Source organism: Acinetobacter sp. BMW17 (assembly GCF_001592855.1).
GTDB lineage: Bacteria > Pseudomonadota > Gammaproteobacteria > Pseudomonadales > Moraxellaceae > Acinetobacter > Acinetobacter johnsonii.
This window is the reverse complement of the sequence record NZ_LSOD01000024.1, coordinates 15,354-35,314: the sequence shown is the minus strand read 5'-3', so window position 1 is coordinate 35,314 and position 19,961 is coordinate 15,354. Positions and strand designations below refer to the sequence as shown.

General features: G+C 43.1%; 17 protein-coding genes and 1 tRNA gene. 1 reads left to right on the top strand and 17 read right to left on the bottom strand.

From position 1 onward, the window contains the following. Nucleotides 1–18: 18 nt before the first annotated feature. From AXW61_RS06835 to AXW61_RS06755, 17 genes are all read right to left on the bottom strand, one after another. On the bottom strand, nt 19–558 hold the full coding sequence (locus AXW61_RS06835) for an HAD-IIIA family hydrolase (RefSeq protein ID WP_004982122.1): 540 nt from the start codon (nt 556–558) through the stop codon (nt 19–21). Between the two features lie 3 nt (nt 559–561). After that, on the bottom strand, nt 562–1,539 hold the full coding sequence (locus AXW61_RS06830; RefSeq protein WP_004982125.1) for a KpsF/GutQ family sugar-phosphate isomerase: 978 nt from the start codon (nt 1,537–1,539) through the stop codon (nt 562–564). Nucleotides 1,540–1,809: 270 nt separating this feature from the next. Further along, nucleotides 1,810–2,553: an adenosylcobinamide-GDP ribazoletransferase gene (locus AXW61_RS06825; RefSeq protein WP_062033537.1), complete on the bottom strand. Its 744-nt coding sequence runs from the start codon at nt 2,551–2,553 to the stop codon at nt 1,810–1,812. Beyond that, nucleotides 2,553–3,155 (bottom strand): histidine phosphatase family protein, encoded by a 603-nt coding sequence (locus AXW61_RS06820; protein WP_062033533.1) that lies wholly within the window; start codon nt 3,153–3,155, stop codon nt 2,553–2,555. The genes AXW61_RS06825 and AXW61_RS06820 overlap by 1 nt, the downstream gene beginning before the upstream one ends. 2 nt (nt 3,156–3,157) lie before the next feature. Further along, nucleotides 3,158–4,210, bottom strand: coding sequence for a nicotinate-nucleotide--dimethylbenzimidazole phosphoribosyltransferase (cobT, locus tag AXW61_RS06815; protein ID WP_062033531.1), 1,053 nt, complete (start codon nt 4,208–4,210; stop codon nt 3,158–3,160). Next, nucleotides 4,207–4,725: a bifunctional adenosylcobinamide kinase/adenosylcobinamide-phosphate guanylyltransferase gene (gene cobU / locus AXW61_RS06810; protein ID WP_010327072.1), complete on the bottom strand. Its 519-nt coding sequence runs from the start codon at nt 4,723–4,725 to the stop codon at nt 4,207–4,209. Before cobU ends, cobT begins: the two co-directional genes overlap by 4 nt. Next, entirely contained in the window at nt 4,716–5,363 is a 648-nt protein-coding gene (locus AXW61_RS06805; protein WP_062033519.1) for a 2'-5' RNA ligase family protein, read from the bottom strand. Before AXW61_RS06805 ends, cobU begins: the two co-directional genes overlap by 10 nt. 147 nt (nt 5,364–5,510) lie before the next feature. Continuing rightward, nucleotides 5,511–5,586, bottom strand: a tRNA-Gly gene (locus AXW61_RS06800). Nucleotides 5,587–5,650: 64 nt separating this feature from the next. Beyond that, nucleotides 5,651–7,072: a cysteine--tRNA ligase gene (gene cysS, locus AXW61_RS06795; protein ID WP_062033516.1), complete on the bottom strand. Its 1,422-nt coding sequence runs from the start codon at nt 7,070–7,072 to the stop codon at nt 5,651–5,653. A gap of 191 nt (nt 7,073–7,263) precedes the next feature. Next, nucleotides 7,264–7,761: a molybdenum cofactor biosynthesis protein MoaE gene (locus AXW61_RS06790; protein ID WP_062033513.1), complete on the bottom strand. Its 498-nt coding sequence runs from the start codon at nt 7,759–7,761 to the stop codon at nt 7,264–7,266. 1 nt (nt 7,762) lies between these two features. Continuing rightward, nucleotides 7,763–8,029 (bottom strand): MoaD/ThiS family protein, encoded by a 267-nt coding sequence (locus AXW61_RS06785; protein ID WP_062033510.1) that lies wholly within the window; start codon nt 8,027–8,029, stop codon nt 7,763–7,765. 1 nt (nt 8,030) lies between these two features. Continuing rightward, complete coding sequence (moaA, locus tag AXW61_RS06780; protein ID WP_039890089.1) at nt 8,031–9,059, bottom strand: GTP 3',8-cyclase MoaA; 1,029 nt, start codon at nt 9,057–9,059, stop codon at nt 8,031–8,033. A 345-nt stretch (nt 9,060–9,404) separates the two neighbouring features. Beyond that, nucleotides 9,405–10,031: a molybdenum cofactor guanylyltransferase gene (locus AXW61_RS06775; protein WP_010327078.1), complete on the bottom strand. Its 627-nt coding sequence runs from the start codon at nt 10,029–10,031 to the stop codon at nt 9,405–9,407. Next, nucleotides 10,028–12,820 carry a nitrate reductase gene (locus tag AXW61_RS06770; RefSeq protein WP_062033508.1) on the bottom strand — a complete coding sequence of 931 codons (2,793 nt, stop codon included), beginning with the start codon at nt 12,818–12,820 and terminating at the stop codon, nt 10,028–10,030. The genes AXW61_RS06775 and AXW61_RS06770 overlap by 4 nt, the downstream gene beginning before the upstream one ends. A gap of 292 nt (nt 12,821–13,112) precedes the next feature. Next, on the bottom strand, nt 13,113–14,723 hold the full coding sequence (gene nirD / locus AXW61_RS06765) for a nitrite reductase small subunit NirD (protein WP_062033505.1): 1,611 nt from the start codon (nt 14,721–14,723) through the stop codon (nt 13,113–13,115). Nucleotides 14,724–14,818: 95 nt separating this feature from the next. Beyond that, a complete protein-coding gene (nirB, locus tag AXW61_RS06760; protein ID WP_062033502.1) occupies nt 14,819–17,365 on the bottom strand; it encodes a nitrite reductase large subunit NirB in 2,547 nt (848 codons plus the stop codon). Between the two features lie 65 nt (nt 17,366–17,430). Beyond that, nucleotides 17,431–18,780: an MFS transporter gene (locus tag AXW61_RS06755; protein ID WP_058869915.1), complete on the bottom strand. Its 1,350-nt coding sequence runs from the start codon at nt 18,778–18,780 to the stop codon at nt 17,431–17,433. Between the two features lie 591 nt (nt 18,781–19,371). On the opposite strand from AXW61_RS06755, the gene AXW61_RS06750 reads away from it, so the two are divergent. Then, nucleotides 19,372–19,959: an ANTAR domain-containing protein gene (locus AXW61_RS06750; RefSeq protein WP_004696311.1), complete on the top strand. Its 588-nt coding sequence runs from the start codon at nt 19,372–19,374 to the stop codon at nt 19,957–19,959. The last annotated feature ends 2 nt before the right edge of the window (nt 19,960–19,961 follow it).

Sequence of the window (19,961 nt, the reverse complement as noted above, 5' to 3'; positions counted from 1 at the left end):
CTCATGCATGCATACAGATTAATGCGGGACTGCGGTGTACTTTTCAAGTAAAGTTTCGTATACACCCTTGGCTTGTAAAATCATATCGCAGATTTCACGTACCGCGCCACGTCCACCCATCGCTTGAGTCACCAAATCGGCACGACGACGTACTTCTAAATGACCATTTGGCACGGTCACTTTCATGCCGGCAATAGCAAATGCAGATAGGTCAGGCCAATCATCGCCCATGTATAAACAATCTTCGGGTGAAATACCAAATTTTGCACAAGCCTCGCGCAGTGCAACACCTTTGTCTTCACGGCCTTGATAAACAAGGTCAACGCCCAAATCAGACATCCGTTTTTCTACGATCTGACTTTTACGTCCTGTGATAATAATCACTTTCACACCAGCTTGCTGAACCAGTTTCATACCTAAGCCATCACGGATATCGAAAGATTTGATTTCGTCCCCCGAGTTGGTCAAAGTCACAAAACCATCACTTAAAATACCATCAACATCCAAAACTAGAGCTTCTACATAACGCGCTTGTTCTAACAAAATATAAGAAGCCATTTTTTAATTTACCCCAGCTTGAATCAGGTCATGCATACTCAAAACACCAATGACTTTATTGCTCTCATCAACAACGACAAATTGGTTAATTTTCTTTTCATTCATTCGCTCTAATGCTTCAACAGCACGTGCTTCCGGTGAAATCGTCAGCGGGCTCTTAATCATCACATCAGACACCGCCAAGTTCACATCGAAACCTTGCTGTTTATCAATCAAACGGCGTAAGTCACCATCAGTAAAAATCCCCAATAGATGATCATTGTCATCCACAATTGTGGTTAAACCTAGGCGTTTGTTAGAGATTTCGTACAGAACTTTGTTCATTGCTGTATCTGGAGACACTTTCGGTAGTTCGTCTCCAGTGTGCATTAAATGCTTCACATGTAATAACAAGCGTTTACCCAAAGCCCCCGCAGGATGCGAGCGAGCAAAGTCATCGGAGGTAAACCCGCGTGCATCTAACAGTGCAACAGCCAATGCATCACCCAAAGCTAAAGTCGCCGTTGTACTCGATGTTGGTGCTAGACCTAATGGACACGCTTCTTGGATATTACCTAACGTTAAAGCCACATCAGCATTTTGTGGCATCGGCCCACGCTCATCACCACTGATGGTAATTAAAGGCACACCCAAATATTTGATCAAAGGCATCAGCATCATGATTTCATCACTCTTGCCTGAGTTTGAAATCGCAATCAGCACATCACCTGCAACCAACATCCCTAAATCACCATGCCCCGCTTCACCTGGGTGCATAAAGAATGATGGTGTACCTGTAGAGGCAAAGGTGGCTGCCATTTTTCGGCCAATATGCCCTGATTTACCCATGCCAGTAATGACTAAGCGACCTTTACACTTTAAGATAATTTCACAAGCACGGCTAAAACGATCATCGATTTGTTTAGCAAGCACCGAGAGTGCCTGACGCTCTATCTCTAGTGTTTCTAAAGCAACTTTTTGGAAATCAATGGGATTTGACATATTTTCAGAATTCAACGTTGTTTTACCTGAACCGTGTGACGAAATGAAACGTCAGCACATAAAAAATAATTTTCGCAATTTTATCATATCTCTGTAGACAACTATCGCGGAAATCTTTGGATTTTCACAACATATCTACAAATGTGTTTTGCTGATGATGGAAGACCTTTGTTTCAAGTGCATATAGCTCGTTACCTTTTATTATTTTTTCTTTCAACCACGTATGACTGCACATCTTTCACGCTGAGAGGCTCTTATTAATTCCTTAACTTAAGTGAAATAAAAAGTAGCCGCCACAAAGCTAAACAATGTCGCTAATTCAATTATTTCAATACTGGCACCAATGGTATCTCCCGTCACACCACCAATACGCCGTATAAATTTATATCGTAAATGCCACAGTACCAGATAAAACGTGGCAATCACCACAACACCAATCCATGCCCAATACAAAGCCACCAAAGGTATCAGCAGTAAAAGTGCCATTGCAATTGGTCGTGCTAAATGTTGGCCCAACTGGCTGCCGAGTCCTTTAGCACGCACATAGTCTGTGCTTAAAAAGAAAAATAGCGGCACGAGACGCCCCAACATAGGAAAGAGGATCAGCGTTGTATACAGCTGTTTTTGTAATAACACATACAGTGCAGACCACTTTAATATGCATACAATAACAAGACTGAGTACACCTATCGGCCCACAACTCGGATCTTTCATGATCTCAAGTGTGCGTGCTTTATCGCCAAAACCACCGACCCAAGCATCGGCAGTGTCGGCTAAACCATCCAGATGCAAACCACCCGTCAACCAAATCCATAACACCAGAACCACACTGCTTAACAGCACAAGTGGAAAAGCATGCAATAACAGGGCGATCCCATATAGAATTCCTCCCATAAGCAAACCCACTACAGGATAAAACAACAATGCCTGCGCATTTTGCTGAGGCGTTGGCATTACGCTTAGGCGAACTGGAAAGGTCGTTAAAAACTGTAATGCAATCCAAAACGGTGTCATTACACGTCCTCACTTTGAATAAACTGAAGCTGCCCTTGATCGAATACAAAGCAGTTCAACTGCCCTAACTCTGCTGACATTTTTAAAAGATCATTATCATGCTGTTTCAGCGCTTGGCATTTCAAGAGTTTAATCACTCCACCATGGGAAATAATCAATGCGCGTGTCCAGCCCTGCGCATACATTTGCTGAGTCAAAGTCTCTACTGACTCTAGAACACGACTTTTAAATGTCAATAAACTTTCCGCCTGAGGTAGGGTAAAGCTTAACGGTGTTTGCCAAAATTGAGCCAATTCATCTGGGTAGAGTTGATAGAGTAGCTCAGTCGACTGAGCCTCCCATTCCCCAAAATCCATTTCTTGCAAATTCGGTTCTATAAACAAAGGAAGCTGTTTTTGCTCCGCCCACTGCTCTGCAAATAGACGGCAGCGCTGTAATGGTGAGCTATAAATAACATCCCACGCCTGCCCAGTCTGCTCAGACTGGGTGATGGTAGATCGCATTTGCGCCCAACCCTTCGCAGTCAAAGCATCATCCGTTCTACCCCGTAGAGTATGGCTTAAGCTAGTTTCGCCGTGGCGTAGGAAATCTAAATACAACATCCTTAAACTTTCTCACCAATCACGGCTGCTTCAGCAAATGTTGCCATCTCATTGTGTATGCGACAGGCGAGTTTGATCAACCCCAGTGCAGCCCCTGCGCCACTGCCTTCACCCAAACGTAGGTTCAGCTTCAATAAAGGCATCGCTTTAAGTTCTTCTAACAAACGGACATGACCATATTCAGCCGACTGATGTCCAAAGAGCATCCAAGCGCGAACCTGTGGATTTAAGCGTACTGCGAGTAATGCCGAAACAGTACTGATAAACCCATCCACCACCATCGGCAGCCCCAATTGCGCACAGCGAATATACGCGGCTGTCATGGCTGCAATTTCAAGTCCACCCACCGCACATAAGGCTTTAAATGGATCGTTCCCGACATATTGTGCATGCAGTGAAAGTGCTTGATCAATCACCTGTTTTTTATGTATCAATTGTTCAGTGCGGATACCCGTTCCAACACCCGTGAGCTTTTCAGCTGGCTCAGCTAATAAAAAGCAAGCGACAGCTGAGGCTGAACAGGTATTTCCAATGCCCATCTCCCCCGCGACATAGATATCTGCACCATAAGCAATGGCATCTTCCACACTTTTTTGCCCCAAAGCAAAAGCAGCTTCACATTCAGCCTCAGTCATGGCTGGAGTTTGAGCAAAGTTAGCCGTCCCAGCGCGGATGCAGTGGCGTTCAACCCCGACATATTCATACGCTTCACCGACTGAACCACAGTCGATGACTTGTAACTTGGCTTGATACTCTTTGGCAATCACACTAATACACGCCCCGCCAGTTGCGAAGTTCTGCAACATTTGACGTGTCACCGCTTGTGGGTAGGCAGAAATATTTTCTTCCATCACCCCATGATCACCTGCAAAAATTGTAATCCATGGGCGGTCAATCTTGGGTTTTACAGTGTTTTGCAAACTAGCTAAGGTCACTGCAACCGATTCAAGCTCCGACAACGAGCCTGTCGGTTTGGTCAACTGTGACTGGCGTGCTAGGGCTTGAGCCAATACAGACTCACTCGGACTTTGACATGCTTCTAACCACCAACTCACACTTGCTCTCCTTTTAAAATCATTGGAAATCCTGCTACGCAGAACACCACTTTTGTTGCAATTTGACCTAACTGCTGATGCAATCGCCCTGTTTCATCAACAAAACGTCGGCTGATTTGTCCCATTGGAACCACACCTAAGCCTGTTTCATTGCTCACTAAAATCAGCTCGGACTGTAAATTTCCGACAACATCTAACAACTTCTGGCATTCTTGAACTTGCAAATCTGGGTCAGCATGCATCAGTAAATTACTCATCCATAAGGTCAGGCAATCAACCAAAATGGTTTGGTTTGGGCGATCTAATTTGAGCAACTGCTCTGCAAGATAAATGGGTTCTTCACACAGCCCCCAATCTTCGGGTCGTTGTTGCTGATGGTGTTGAATACGCGCTTGCATCTCCCCATCCAAGGCTTGTGCTGTGGCGACATAGATCACAGGCTGCGCCAGCTGTTGGGCAATCTGCTCCGCCAAGCGACTTTTCCCCGAACGTGCACCACCTAAAATCAGTTGCATTGCGCATTCCACAACTCAATTTGTGTCTGTGAAAACAATGCCCCTTGTAGGACATGGGACTGATAAAAACCAAACGTGAGCTTTGAGACATTTAAGCTATAGCTAATATCTTCAATTTCAGCCATACGTTCCAATACATGATCACTACCCACTGCTTCACGGTATAGACCTAATGTAATATGTGGACAATAACTTAATGCCGCGACTTCCTGCGCGGTTTGCAGCAATGTTTTTCTAATTTGATCCAACACGCCTGCGGTATTATCTACTTTTAAAAATAAGGCACTTTCAAAACTATTTAATTCACCAATCTGTAACTGAAAAGATTCTAGTTTTAAATTTTTAAGGCGTTCAAGCTGCTGATTCAGTTGCACTCGACTAAAGTCATCCGACTGTGTTGCCTGTTCTACCCAAAAACCTGCAACAAATAAAGTGATATGAAACTGCCGTTGATTTGGTTGATAAAGTAAATCTGAGAACTGCTCACGAAGCTTTGTTAAATAGCTGATCAAAACGGGATCATCCACTTCAATATACCAAAGTGCATAGCATTCTCGTCCCAAATGCCATTCAGGATAGTCTCGAGCTTCGGTCGATACGACAGTGCTATGGGGTTGAAGAAACACAATTTTATTCACAAATGAAGATGAATAATTTAAGCATATTTTTGTCAAAATTATGGGCTGAAACGCCGAGATAATTTCACATTTAAATGAATTATTTTCAACACACTCAAATGACAGGCATAAAAAAACCTCAAGTTAAACTTGAGGCTTTTTAAATTTTGGAGCGGGAAACGAGACTCGAACTCGCGACCCCAACCTTGGCAAGGTTGTGCTCTACCAACTGAGCTATTCCCGCAATATGGATGTGCATTATAGAGAGTTTCATCAAACTGTCAACACTCTATAATGCAATTGCTGAATTAATCAGCACGGCGCCAGATTGTCCCTTGGCGAGTGTCTTCCAAAACCACACCTTGATCCAATAAGGACTGACGAATTTCATCCGCTTTGGCAAATTCTTTGGCTTTTTTCGCATCTTGACGTTGTTGAATCAAATCTTCAATTTGCTCTTCAGACAAAGCCAAAGCCTCTTGCCCAATATCAGACTTCAGGAACTCTTCAACATTGTGCTGAACCAAACCTAGAATATTGGTTAAATGACGCAAAGTTGCATAGTAAATCGCCGCTTGTTCCGCTTGTTGCTCTTTCACGGCACGGTTTAATTCTTTGTTCACTTCAAACAATACCGCAATGGCTTCAGCGGTATTGAAGTCATCACACATGGCACTGTTGAAACGCTCAAGCAATGTTTCATCTAAGGTATCGACTTGTGTATCGCCATAGGCTTGTTGATAAGCTTTGAATGAATGATAGAAGCGTGACAGCGCTGTTTTTGCTTCTTTTAAAGCAACATCAGAGAAGTTCACAGGGCTACGATAGTGTGATGACACAATGAAGTAGCGAATCACTTCAGGGTGGAACTTATCCATCACATCGCGAATGGTAAAGAAATTGCCCAATGACTTCGACATTTTCTCGCCATCAACATTGATGAAACCAACATGCATCCAATAGTTGACATACTGCTCGCCAGTTGAAGCCTCAGACTGTGCAATTTCATTTTCATGGTGCGGGAACATGAGGTCTGAACCACCGCCATGAATGTCAAAATGGTTCCCTAGGCAGCAAGTCGACATGGCAGAACATTCAATGTGCCAACCCGGACGACCTTTGCCCCATGGCGAAGCCCATGCAGGTTCATTTTCTTTGGCATGTTTCCAAAGTACAAAATCAAAGGGATGTTTTTTCTCAACTTCAACATCGACACGTTCAGATGCACCCGCTTGCATATCTTCCAGTTTACGTCCTGAAAGACGACCATACTTGGCAAATTTTTCCACTTGGAAATACACATCACCATTGGCAGATGGATAAGCTGTGCCCTTTTCAACCAAATTGCCAATCATGCTTTGCATTTGATCAATATAATCCGTCGCACGCGGTGCTTCATCTGGATGTAAACAACCTAGATTTTCAGCGTCTTCATTCATCGCTTGAATAAAGCGGTCTGTCAGCTGCGTAATCGACTCGCCATTTTCATTGGCACGTTTAATGATTTTGTCGTCAATGTCGGTAATGTTACGTACATATTTCACGCTCCAACCTTGGCTACGCAGGAAGCGAATAATATAGTCAAATGCAACCATCACGCGCGCATGTCCAATATGACAGTAGTCATACACCGTCATACCGCAGACATACATATCAATATGCCCCTCAACACGAGGTACGAATTCTACTTTTTTGCGTTGCTCTGAGTTATATAGAACAAATGGTTGCATAGCGATTCAAAAGACTTCAAATATAAGAATGGATCATCTTAACCTAAGCATTATTTTTCATAAAGTTTTCAGAAGATTTTTCTTTCAATTATCTCGCCACTTTCCATTCATACGCAACTGTTACTAAATTTCCATTATCCAAATCGTAAACGGGTTACTGGTAAATATTGGCACTACTATGACGCACTGTGCTAAGGATGAACATGTGCATGCTCGCAATGCTCATGGCTATGAGGTTTTGGCGCTTCATGATCTGTTCGAATACAACAACCCTCGACATACTGACTGGTACCATCCACATAAAACTCTTCTTTCCACACAGGAACTTCATGTTTTACCCGTTCTACCGCTTCCTCACAGGCTTGAAAGGCTTCACGGCGATGCGCGGCGTACGCCATCGCAATAATGGCTGTATCGCCAATATCTAAAGCACCAATGCGATGCACCACCCGAACATAAGACACGCCATATTTTAATTGGATTTCTTGTTCAATTTGACGAATCATTTTTTCAGCGACAGGTGCATAAGCGGTATATTTCAATGCTTTTACAGCTTTACCTTGATGGTGATTCCGCACTGTACCAATGAATATGCCAATGCCACCACACTCAGGAAAATGTTGGATGCCATCAAAGTCATTTTGACTAAAAACCACTGTTTGAATCCGCGGAAATTGTTTTAATTCCATATCAACCTCCTGCCACAGGGGACAACAACACCAAAGTACAATCTCGACTTAAAATGGTCTGCCTTGAAATAATGTCTTCACCGACTGCACAGGCACAGCGCTCCAATAATGTGTGGACATCTGGGTACTGAGCAACGATATCCTTTAATACCGCTGCAACCGATGAATCAGGCTCACATTGCAGCATTAAATTGGGGGGTAACTGGCGTTCAATCGCACCAAAAGCTTCAATCTTTACTCTAATCAAGTTATTTAACCCCTGAGTCATCCTAACCTCCAATCATATGCATACTGATTTTTCGCACTGGCTGATGCAACTGCTGTTTTTGAATGGCATGAAAACCTTGCTCTTTATGCCAAACATAAGTTGAAAGTTTACTTTCTAAAACAAAGGCTTCGTGCTGATTAAGTTGGGTAAGTTGTTGAATGTCTAACTTTAAATTTAAGCCTTGCTTGGCAAAAAGACAATTATAAAACTCACCTTGCGCATTCAACCGTAGTCGATCACACTCCCCACAAAATGAGTTGCTAATGGTAGAAATAATCCCAACCTTCTCACCATCTACCCGATAACTACGTGCAGGATTGGCACCTTGTCCTTCAAGCACTTGCACCGTAAATTGCGAGCTGAGTTGGGACAAAATCTCTTGTTCAGTGACGACATCGGCTTGCGACCAATTTTGATCGCCATCCAAAGGCATAAACTCAATAAAACGCAGTTCTACCTTTTGCAGCTTTGCCCACTGAACCAAAGGAACAATTTGATCGTCATTGATGCCTTTCATCAGCACGGTATTGATTTTGATGTTAAAACCAACCTGCTGTGCGACCTGAATTCCTTCCAGCACTGTATGTAATTGTTTTTTAGTGAGGTGTTGAAATTGTTCGGCATCTAGACTGTCTAGACTAATATTTAAATCATCCAGCCCTGCTTGCTTTAAAGCAGCGGCATATTGTTTTAAATAGTGACCATTGGTGGTCATGGAAATACGCTTCAGCCCCTGTTTTTTTAGGCTTTGTAGCTGTTCGATAAAATGCACCACACCTTGGCGCATTAACGGTTCACCGCCCGTGATACGAATTTGCTCAATGCCATGCTGCACCATAAATTTGCAAAAATGGTAGAGTTCTTCAAAGCTGAGCAAGTCGTGCTTTTTCATCCATTCGGGATGTTCGGGCATGCAATAGACGCATTTAAAATTACAACGATCCGTCACAGAGATTCGTAGTTTGCGCTTTTCACGTCCAAACTGATCTTGGAATACTCTAACTGCGGATACATGGGTCATGCTGTTCATCTGTCTTACCTATGCGTCCTTTGAGCGGTGTCGGTGCAGTTCATATTTCACGCCCTATTTTCTAAAGTATAAATTGCAATAACTGTTCCAACTTTGTGCACTTTTTACATTTTGAGTATTTTCAGTTCACCGCCGTAATGAGTGATCACTGCTACATACGTTTATAATCTAAATAAAATAACGACTCCCATAAATATATTCTAATTTTTTGTTTTATAATAAATTTAATATAAACACGAATACTTATTTGGTTCTTTTATAGATTTTTATTTAAACAGCCAAATCGGTTTATGGCAACATCTTTTGCTCTCAACACACACCTCCTCTCTTCAATATCTGAGGTATTTATAAAAAATTGAGTTGCCGATGCTGTTGTAACTCATCCAACGAGTTAATGCTGTGAAAAAACAGTGCATGATTTTTAAATCGTGCCACTTGTGGGTGCAAATCTGCAAAACACTGCCTTAAACTGCGCTGATTTTGCTCAAGGTGCTGAATCAATGTCGGTAAACTGCTCCGTTTTAACAAACAAAACGGATACAGTGCACGGTCATTGATTTCTACAATAACGACACCACAGTTCGGATCTTGTTGCATCGCTTGATGTAACCGTGAAAACACTTTTTTCGGAATAAAAGTTACATCACAGGGCACGAACAGCACATAGTCTGATTGCACATGTGTCCATGCACTTTTCATCCCCATCAAGGGCCCTTGAAAGCCTGTTGCCTCATCTTCAAAAAAGCCAATCGACGGAATCAACCGCTCATAAATGGAATGATCGCGATGGCTGTTGACCCATAACTTGGTTGCACGTGACTTTAACTGCTGATGAATTTTGATAAGTTGAATTTCATCATCAAATTTTTGCAAGAGTTTATTAATGCCATTCATACGGCGCGCCTGACCACCCGCCAAAATAACAACTTCAGTTTCTGGGTAGCTCACGGGTTTGAGTATTTTTCTTTTCATTCTACCTCCTCCGTTTGACACGCTTTGATCAGACCTCGAATTTCAGGTAAGCAAGAACCGCAATTGCCTCCTGCCTTTAAGCATGCAGTGACTTGTTTTTCATGGGTGATATTTTTTTCTTTAATGACATCGATAATACGATTTTTCCCAACTTTAAAACAGCTACAGACCAGTGGGCCATCGCTATTAGTCATTGACATGGCTTGCCCTGCTAATAAAGCCTTCCGATGTATCGCGCTTAAGCGTTCGCGCTTAAACAGACTTGCCACCCAGTCTCGATCTGGCAATAACGCTTTAGGTGCAATATACAGACTCGCAATGAGGTGTCCATCTTGTAACACCACACTATGACTGATATGGGCGGTTTGATCTTCTACATTGAGCCATTCAAAACTTTCATCATCAAAAGGCAATAAAGCTTTGAGTTGTTCCGTGGTTTCCGTAAAACGTCGGCGATCTGCCAGCTCATAACGAATAGCTTTGGACGTTTTGATTTTGGTCCACCAAACGCTTTGTTCAATGCTTTGTTGCACCAAATGCTCAAAGCCCGTTCTGACATAAAACACGCCCTGCCATTGCGTATAAAACGGATGAATCATCACAGGGGTATGTTTGAACTCAGGTTCTCCCGAAATCGCATCCACCACAGGATTCACCACTTTGCCAATCCGTGCATCTGATGCAAATTGATCACTCCAGTGAATCGGTGCAAAAATCTGTCCCCGGCGGATATTGTCACTGACCGTGGCACGCAGTACGCAATTTCCCCAAGCCGATTTGATCTCTACCAGTTCCCCATCTTTCAAACCATATTTCAGTGCATCATTTGGGTGGATTTCACAATAGGGTTCTGCTTTATGTGTACTTAAATTGGCTGATAAACCTGTACGCGTCATGGTATGCCATTGATCTCGGATGCGTCCCGTATTCAGTACCAATGGATATTCACTGCTGGTTGGATTCACTGCGCCAACCGCCATTGTTGCAATAAACTTAGCTTTACCATCTGCGTGACTAAACTGACCATCTTTAAATAATTGGGCAAAAATGTTTGGTGTGGTTTGGCCATTTTTCAAAGGTGCGAGCACAGGCCATTGCGTCGGTTCAAGTTCTTGGTAGTCGTCAAGTGAAAGATCCGTTAGACCTGCCAAATTGAAATAGCGGAATGTTTCAGTCGATGAACGTAAATCGATTTCTGCATTTTGATAAGCTGAAAGCTGGGCATGTTCTTTGAAAATGTCATGACTACTTTCAAAGTCAAAACCCTGAAATCCTAATTTTTTCGCAACTTGTGAAACTGACCACCAATCCGCTTGTGCTTGTTCTGGGATGTCTAAAAAGGCACGCTGTCTGGAAATACGGCGTTCTGAATTGGTGACTGTGCCATCTTTTTCACCCCAACCCAATGCAGGCAGTAACACATCGGCATATTGAGTGGTATCTGTATCTAGACAAATGTCTGACACCACCACAAACTCACATTTATCTAGTGCACGTTTCACCTGATCGGCATTGGGCAAACTCACCACAGGATTGGTCGCCATAATCCAAATGGCTTTAATTTTTCTAGCTTCGACAGCTTCAAAAAGGTCGACAGCCTTTAAACCCACTTGCTTTGCAATGGTTGGACTGTGCCAAAACTGCTGTACGAGTTGCTGATGCTTGGGATTATCCAAATCCATATGGGCAGCCAACATATTGGCAAGGCCACCCACTTCACGCCCGCCCATTGCATTCGGTTGGCCCGTCATGGAAAAAGGCGCTGCGCCCAATTTCCCAATTTTGCCAGTTAACAAATGACAATTGGTAATGCTATTGGCTTTGTCTACTCCACGTGAAGACTGATTCACACCCATTGAAAATAAGCTCATCACTTTTTCTGTTTGAGCAAATTTTTCAAAAAAGAGTACTAATTTTTCAACAGAAATCCCCGTCCGTTCGCTCACACTCGCTATTGATGCTTCAGATGCGCTGCTTGCCAGCGCTTGCTCTAGCCCTTGAGTATGCTTTGCAATAAAATCGGTATCGATATAATGATTGGTTGCTAAATACTGTAATAGACCATTGAACAGTGCGACATCTTGACCCGGTAAAATCGGTAAGTGTAAATCAGCCGCCTCACAAGTGGCAGTAAAACGCGGGTCAATCACGACGACAAAAAGATCTCGCTCCTCTTTGGCTTTCATGATGCGTTGGTACAATACTGGATGACACCATGCTGTATTTGAACCCACCAAAACCACCATATCGGTATGTTCAAAATCACTATAACTGGCTGGGACTAAATCTTCCCCAAAAGCACGTTTATGCGCAGCAACGGCTGAAGACATACACAACCGTGAATTGGTGTCGATATTGGCTGTACCCAAGTAGCCTTTAACAAATTTATTGACCACATAATAGTCTTCAGTCAGCAGTTGACCTGAGACATAAAAAGCTATACTTTCAGGCCCATATTGATCGATATAATGTTGAAATTTGTTGGCGATTAAGTCTGTTGCGGTGTCCCATGAACTTACCTCACGTTGCAGTTTACGCCCCAACATGGGATGTAAGACGCGCGTTTCTAAACCTACCGTGTCGGCTAAATTACTGCCTTTAATGCACAACTTTCCGAAATTAGATGGATGCTGAGCATCACCCACCACAGAGACTTTTTGCCCTAAAGCCGTTTCTTCAACAGTTGCTGTTACCCCACAACCCACCCCACAATATGGGCAGGTGGTTTGTGTAGTTGTAATCATTTTTTCTGTGGAGCTATGCAGTTCCATTACAGGGATACTATTCATTTCTGCTTCGCTCCTATTTGCCTTTCATTTATTTTGAATCACTCACAACGGCGTCTTTTCTTTTGTGTTTAGATTTAGGATTAACCTTCGGCTCGACCTACTTTTCTTTTGGGAAAAGTAGGCAAAAGCATTGTCATTCACAAAACTCGTCCCATACCAGCTTCATCCCAACTTACTTCGCAGAAACATTAATTTTCATAAGTAACCCTGCCTCAAACAAGTTGTGAATGACGTTTCCGCGTATCAAATTAACTATTAGAAAATCCATCCCCCTCCTTTCAAGAGGAGATTTTTACCCTGCTTTTTTTAATGCAAAATCTTTACCAAATAGCAATTTATTGCGGATCGAAGAAATTGGGGTTTGATCCGAAATAAGTTCTGCATACCAAACTCCATCTTCAGTATCCCCAAACAACACCGCGCCAACGACCTTATCCTTTTGAATAATAATGCGTTTATAAATCTGACGTTTTTCATCATTTAAAATGATGTCTTCAAAGTCATCCTTCGGTTCAAAATTACCCGCTGAGAACACATCACAGCCACTTACCTTTAACTGTGTTGGAACAGTTGGTGCTTTAAACGTTAAGCTGCCATGCTCTGCCAAATGTGAGGCACAAATGAACGCCTGCCCCCATAGTGGCTCAACCAAGCCAAAAGTCTGGTTACGATGTTCAATACACTCTCCCACGGCGTAAATACTTGGGTCAAAAGTCTGCATGGTGTCATTCACCAACACACCACGGTTACAGCGCAGTCCTGCACTTTGTGCAAGTGCCATGTTCGGACGAATACCAACTGCAAAAACCACAAGATCCGCCTCTAAAACTGTACCGTCTTTCAAGCGAATTTGAGTGACATGACCATCCACACCCACCAATGCTTCAGTATTGGCCTCAGTGATAATGGAGATGCCCTTTTGTTCAATACTATGGCGTAACATTTGGCTGGCTTTACTGTCTAATTGACGCTCCATAATGCGATCCATCAGATGTAAAACGGTGACATTCATCCCGCGTTGTTTGAGGCCATATGCAGCTTCAAGTCCCAACAAACCACCACCGATTACCACGGCATTTTTCTTGGTCTTGCAGTAATCCAACATAGTGTTGATGTCGTAGATATCTCGGAAACTAATGACACCTTTCAAATCCGCTCCAGCAATTGGAGGAATAAACGGTTTCGAACCTGTCGCTAAAATTAAACGATCATAATCAACCACTTCACCTTTTTCGGTATAGACCTGCTTACGAGGACGGTCTATACGTACCGCAGGATCACCCGCAATGAAACGAATCCCTTTGTCGCTATACCATGCATGTGGATGCAACATGATGTCATCAATGGTTTTATCGCCTGACAACACTGGCGATAACATAATACGGTTGTAGTTTCCCCAAGGCTCTTCACCAATCACTGTCACTTCATAACGGTCTGGTGCCATATCGAGCAAGTCTTCCAAACAACGCATACCCGCTAGACCATTACCAACCAACACCAACTTCATTTTTTCCTGAGATGCACCTGTGTTGGTGATGTAGGTTTTTTGTGGTGTCGGACTAATCCACACTCGGCCATTTTCAATTTTGCTTGGAAAAACTAACAGTTTTTGATCTTTATCTTCTAAACAGCGTCCTGTCGCCAAGCTAAAATGCTGTTTATAAATCGGGGAAGCCACCACACGCTCACCTTGCAAATCACCAATAATGCCGCGCGACATCACAAAAGCTTGGCTAAATGGGTCTTGATTGCTCAAGGCATATACCCGCTTTTCCGCGCCGACACGAAAAATAGCAATTTGCTGATGTTCAATAAGTGCACCTGCGCCAGTATTTGGCGTTAGATCATCTAGCGCACAGACATCAACCCAATCGAGCTCATTCATTTCTTTTAAAATTGTCATCATCTTGATCCTTTTTAAACTTTTTCATTCATTTAGCCCCTCTGCCTTTCCTATTAAGAGAGCACTGAAGAAAGAAGTTTGAATACCCTAATTTGTTAAGCTTCAACCACTGGAATACGGCTACGATCTCGTTCAGCCGCAGTTTTAGGACGAATCTGGCCACGAACTTCTGCAAACTGAATATGTGGATCTTGTTGTTGCTCAGCTTTGGCATTGATAAAGGTCACGAAGCGTTTACGTACTTCTGGGTCTTCAACAGCCGTACGCCATTCATCTTGATAAGTCCCCACCACATGGCTCATACGACGTTCTAGTTCAGCAGCTAGACCTAAAGAATCATGCACAACCACATCTTTGAGATAATCTAAACCGCCTTCCATGTTGTCGCGCCAAACCGAAGTTCGTTGTAAACGGTCTGCGGTTTGCACATAAAACATAAAGAATCGGTCGATGTATTTAATCAAAGTTTGGGTATCGAGATCCGAAGCTAATAACTCGGCATGGCGAGGCTTCATCCCTCCATTACCGCAGACATACAGGTTCCAGCCTTTTTCAGTGGCAATCACACCGACATCTTTACTTTGCGCTTCGGCACATTCACGGGTACAGCCTGAAACAGCCATTTTTAATTTGTGCGGCGAGCGCAGTCCTTTGTAGCGGTTCTCTAGGAAAATAGCTAAACCAACCGAGTCATCCACACCGTAACGACACCATGTGCTGCCGACACAAGACTTCACTGTACGCAGCGATTTCCCATAAGCATGGCCTGACTCAAAGCCCGCAGCGATGAGCTTCTCCCAAATTTCAGGAAGTTGGTGAATTTGCGCGCCAAACATATCGACACGTTGCCCACCAGTGAGCTTGGTATATAAGCCATATTCTTTAGCAATTTGCCCCACAGCAATTAAGCCGTCAGGCGTCACTTCACCGCCTGCCATGCGTGGAACTACAGAATAGGAACCATCTTTTTGAATATTGCCTAGGTAGTAATCATTACTGTCTTGTAGACCTGCATGGCTTGGTTTCAAAACAAAATCATTCCAACACGACGCTAAAATATTGGCTGCAGTTGGCTTACAAATATCGCAGCCCAAACCATGACCATGTTGTTGAATCAGGTCATCAAAAGTTTTGATTTCATTAACCCGTACCAAGTGATACAACTCTTGACGTGAGTAGGCAAAGTGCTCACAAATATGGTTATTCACGGTCACGCCTTGGCGTTGTAATTCAGATTTTAAAACTTGGGTCACTAATGGTGCACATCCACCACATGCAGTAGCTGCTTTGGTACATTTTTTTAGGGCCCCTAGAGACGTTGAGCCCTCGGCGATTGCACTGCAAATATCGGCTTTAGAGACGTTATTACATGAGCAAATGGTTGCACTGTCTGGCAGTAAATCGACGCCACTACCGCCAGATTTAGCGGAAGATTGTGCATAACCCGGCATGATTAAACTTTCAGGATTTTCTGGAAGCGCTAAACCATTCAGCATCATTTGTAGTAAGTCGTTGTACTCTTTTGCACAGCCCACTAAAACCGCGCCAAGTAACTTGGTTTTTTCGCCGTTCACCACGATTTTTTTATAAACTTGTGTATCTTCATCGGCATAGAAATAACTGAGTGCATTCGGTGTCATCGCATGTGCATCACCGACAGAAGCCACATCAACGCCCATCAGTTTCAATTTGGTGCTCATGTCTGCACCCGCAAACTCAGCACAAGTTTGTTCAGTGACATGTTTTGCTGCAATACGTGCCATGTCATAGCCCGGTGCCACCAGACCATAAATTTTGTTTTGCCACAGCGCACATTCGCCAATAGCATAAATATCTGGATTTGACGTTTGGCAATAATCATTAATCATGATCCCGCCACGCTCTCCAAGGGCTAAACCACTTTGACGTGCCAACTCATCACGTGGGCGAATACCCGCTGAGAACAAAATAATGTCTGTTTCAAGCTCAGAACCATCACCAAATTTCATCACATGCTTCGTCGTTGCACCTTCCTCAATTGATGAAGTCGCTTTTTGGGTATGGACTTTTACGCCTAAGTTTTCAATTTTTGCACGTAGAACCTTTCCGCCCAAGTCATCAATTTGAACCGCCATAAGACGCGGTGCAAACTCAACCACATGGGTTTCCAAGTTCAAATCACGTAGCGCCTTAGCGGCTTCTAGGCCCAATAAACCGCCACCAATGACCACACCTGATTTCGCATTAAGACTTGCAGCACGAATCGCATCTAAATCTTCAATGGTTCGGTAAACAAAGCAGTTTTCACGGTCATTACCCGAAATAGGCGGAACAAAAGCATATGAACCTGTTGCCAAGATTAATTTGTCAAAACCAAGAACATCACCATGATTCGTCGTCACCGTTTTATGGCTTTGATTAATTGCAACCGCTTTGGTGTTTAAACGTAAATCTATGCCATAAGCATCAGCAAAATCTGCACGACAAAGGGTTAAATCCTTTGCTGATTTACCACTGAAATATTCAGTCAAATGTACTCGGTCATAAGCCAAGCGCGGTTCTTCGGCCAAGATGGTAATTTCAACATCATCACCCACATGTTCGAGTACTGATTCGATAAATTTGTGGCCAACCATGCCATGACCAATCATGATGATTTTCATATTCTTTCTCCGCAATATTTCATTTGTTCTGCCTGAGCCTTGAGGCTTGGGTTTAATCTCTTTATTTAGTTTTGCGCTTCAGCAATGCTACGATCATGTACCGCTTGTTCGAATAAGCGCTGTTCCTTTTCTTTATGCTCAACAGAGAACCGAATCATAAGGACAAAACTTGCAGCGATGACCACCAAGCCACCTAAAATCATCAGTGTGGTTTGAATATCCAACATACCTTTGAGTAGGAAACCTGCTGCCACTGCACCCACGTTACCCCCTGCGCCAATAATGCCTGCCACACCGCCCAAGGCATCGCGGTCAATGAAAGGCACCAAAGCATAAGTTGCACCACATGCCATGTGCGTGAACAATGCGAAGACTGTCATTGCGAGAATCGCAAAGATAGGGGTATTCATTTGAGAGAATAGGACGAGGAAGAGACCTTCCAGCAAAATCATGCCAAACAACACTTTGGTACGACCATCAAGCCCTTTTTTGGTTGCGACTTTGTCTGACACAATGCCGCCCAGAGCACGAGCGAACAATGCCAGTAAACCGAAAATACCAGCCGCCATCCCTGCTTCTTTTAAACCAAAGCTAAAGTGGTCAACGTAGTACATCGCGACAATGTTATGAATAAAAATTTCGATCCCGAAACACGCGGCATAGGCACCAAATAGAATCCAAACACGGTAGTTTTTCGCAGCATGCATCAGAATCGCTACACCACCTTTTTTATCTGAACCAACACTGACGCCCTCTGCACGAAGTTCTTTGAAGTTGCCTTGTGGACAATCTTGAGTAAATTTCCAATACATCAAACCCACGATCAGCATCAGTACACCCGGAACAATCAGTGCAATTCTCCAGCCCATCGCTTGCTCTACACCAAACATCACCAAGGCACCGAGCATCAATGGCATGAGTACTTGTGTTGCACCACCGCCTGCGTTGCCCCAACCTGCTGTCGCTGCGTTTGCAGTCCCAACTACGTTTGGCGCAAACATAATGCTGGTGTGATACTGAGTGATGACAAAGCTTGCCCCAATCGCACCAATCAATAGACGGAAGAACAAGAAGGATTCATAGCTATTTGCAGACGCTACTCCAAAGACTGGAATACTGCCGAGTACAAGAAGTGCGGTATAGGTTTTACGCGGGCCGTATTTATCACACAATGGCCCCACAATAAGACGAACTAAAATGGTGATGGCTACGGCAGCAATATTAATATTGGCAATTTGATCTTTGGTTAAGTGAAATTCACCCGCAATCACTGGCATCAGCGGCGCACAAGCGAACCAAGCAAAGAAGCAGACAAAAAAGGCGAGCCAACTCATGTGGAAGGCTCTCATTGCTGCGCCGTTAAAACTGAAAAGACTTATTTTTGTTGCTTTTTTAGCATGTAAATTTGAAGACATAACCTTCTCCAGACTGAACTGAGCGTATAGTTTTTCTACAGCACAAACGCTTGGGATGTAGAAGCGATCAGAACGGACGTCGTTGGCCGTCTTACAAATTTGATTTAGAGTCGTCTTTGACTCAATAGAGATAATGCAACGAGTGTGCCAATATTTATGATTAAATATTAACCTGCTGTTTTTTAATATTTTATTTAAAATAAAATCTTATAATTCGATATAAGAAGCTCTTTTTACTTTTAGAGCACAACAGCTAAGTTTTCCGACTTTTTAAAACCCTGCCACCTCTTGGTGCATTTTGCATTATCGATGAGCATCTGCTTTATCAAATAAACGACATTGCTTTGTTCTAAGCACGACATCTAGAAATTCGCCCTTAGATGTACAAATCGACTGAAAACATCAACACTTCGATTTACTGAACCCATATCCGCAATCGTCTTCATGCCAACATGCATACTTTGCCTGTAATCGCGACCATAAAGATTGACTGCCTGATTCGAGATAAAACTGGCATTTGTTAAGTTTGGCATTTAAATTGCTTGTACACTTTTAGATCTCATTTTCAGGTTTTCCTGAGCACTGTACAGTATGCCTAAACTGAAAATTGCATTGATTGATGACAATCAAGAACGCGCACAATATATTCGAAGTTCCCTCATCGAACATGATTTCGATGTGGTTGCCTGCCTGATTATCGATCACATCAATATTAGCCGTCTTGAACAATTAAGTGCTGACGTCATTTTGTTAGATATGGACCATCCGCAACGTGACATTATTGAAAGCTGTGTAAGTCAATTTAACCTACCCACTGTTTTATTTACTAAAAATAGCCATAAAGACACCATTAAAAGTGCCATAGATGCTGGAGTGACGGCTTATATAGTGGACGGGATAGATCCTTCAAAGTTAGAAAATATTTTAGAAATCTCGATCGAACAGTTTCGTAAACACAAAAAGTTGCTCACAGACTTACAAGACACTAAAAATAAACTCGCCGATCGTAAAGATGTGGAGCGTGCGAAAGTCTTGCTAATGCAATTACATGGACTATCTGAAGACGATGCCTTTCAATTGCTGCGTAAAAATGCCATGAGCCACCGTATGACCATCGGTGAAATGGCAAGACGTCTGTTGGATGCTCAACAGCTTTTACAATCTCAACTCAAGGACTAAGT

What these genes read in the sequence shown, in the direction of transcription:
- AXW61_RS06835 (WP_004982122.1), bottom strand. Translation starts at nt 558, where the DNA reads ATGGCTTCTTATATTTTGTTAGAACAAGCGCGTTATGTAGAAGCTCTA.
- AXW61_RS06830 (WP_004982125.1), bottom strand. Translation starts at nt 1,539, where the DNA reads ATGTCAAATCCCATTGATTTCCAAAAAGTTGCTTTAGAAACACTAGAG.
- AXW61_RS06825 (WP_062033537.1), bottom strand. Translation starts at nt 2,553, where the DNA reads ATGACACCGTTTTGGATTGCATTACAGTTTTTAACGACCTTTCCAGTT.
- AXW61_RS06820 (WP_062033533.1), bottom strand. Translation starts at nt 3,155, where the DNA reads ATGTTGTATTTAGATTTCCTACGCCACGGCGAAACTAGCTTAAGCCAT.
- cobU (WP_010327072.1), bottom strand. Translation starts at nt 4,725, where the DNA reads ATGCAACTGATTTTAGGTGGTGCACGTTCGGGGAAAAGTCGCTTGGCG.
- cysS (WP_062033516.1), bottom strand. Translation starts at nt 7,072, where the DNA reads ATGCAACCATTTGTTCTATATAACTCAGAGCAACGCAAAAAAGTAGAA.
- AXW61_RS06790 (WP_062033513.1), bottom strand. Translation starts at nt 7,761, where the DNA reads ATGGAATTAAAACAATTTCCGCGGATTCAAACAGTGGTTTTTAGTCAA.
- AXW61_RS06785 (WP_062033510.1), bottom strand. Translation starts at nt 8,029, where the DNA reads ATGACTCAGGGGTTAAATAACTTGATTAGAGTAAAGATTGAAGCTTTT.
- moaA (WP_039890089.1), bottom strand. Translation starts at nt 9,059, where the DNA reads ATGAACAGCATGACCCATGTATCCGCAGTTAGAGTATTCCAAGATCAG.
- AXW61_RS06775 (WP_010327078.1), bottom strand. Translation starts at nt 10,031, where the DNA reads ATGAAAAGAAAAATACTCAAACCCGTGAGCTACCCAGAAACTGAAGTT.
- AXW61_RS06770 (WP_062033508.1), bottom strand. Translation starts at nt 12,820, where the DNA reads ATGAATAGTATCCCTGTAATGGAACTGCATAGCTCCACAGAAAAAATG.
- nirD (WP_062033505.1), bottom strand. Translation starts at nt 14,723, where the DNA reads ATGACAATTTTAAAAGAAATGAATGAGCTCGATTGGGTTGATGTCTGT.
- nirB (WP_062033502.1), bottom strand. Translation starts at nt 17,365, where the DNA reads ATGAAAATCATCATGATTGGTCATGGCATGGTTGGCCACAAATTTATC.
- AXW61_RS06755 (WP_058869915.1), bottom strand. Translation starts at nt 18,780, where the DNA reads ATGTCTTCAAATTTACATGCTAAAAAAGCAACAAAAATAAGTCTTTTC.
- AXW61_RS06750 (WP_004696311.1), top strand. Translation starts at nt 19,372, where the DNA reads ATGCCTAAACTGAAAATTGCATTGATTGATGACAATCAAGAACGCGCA.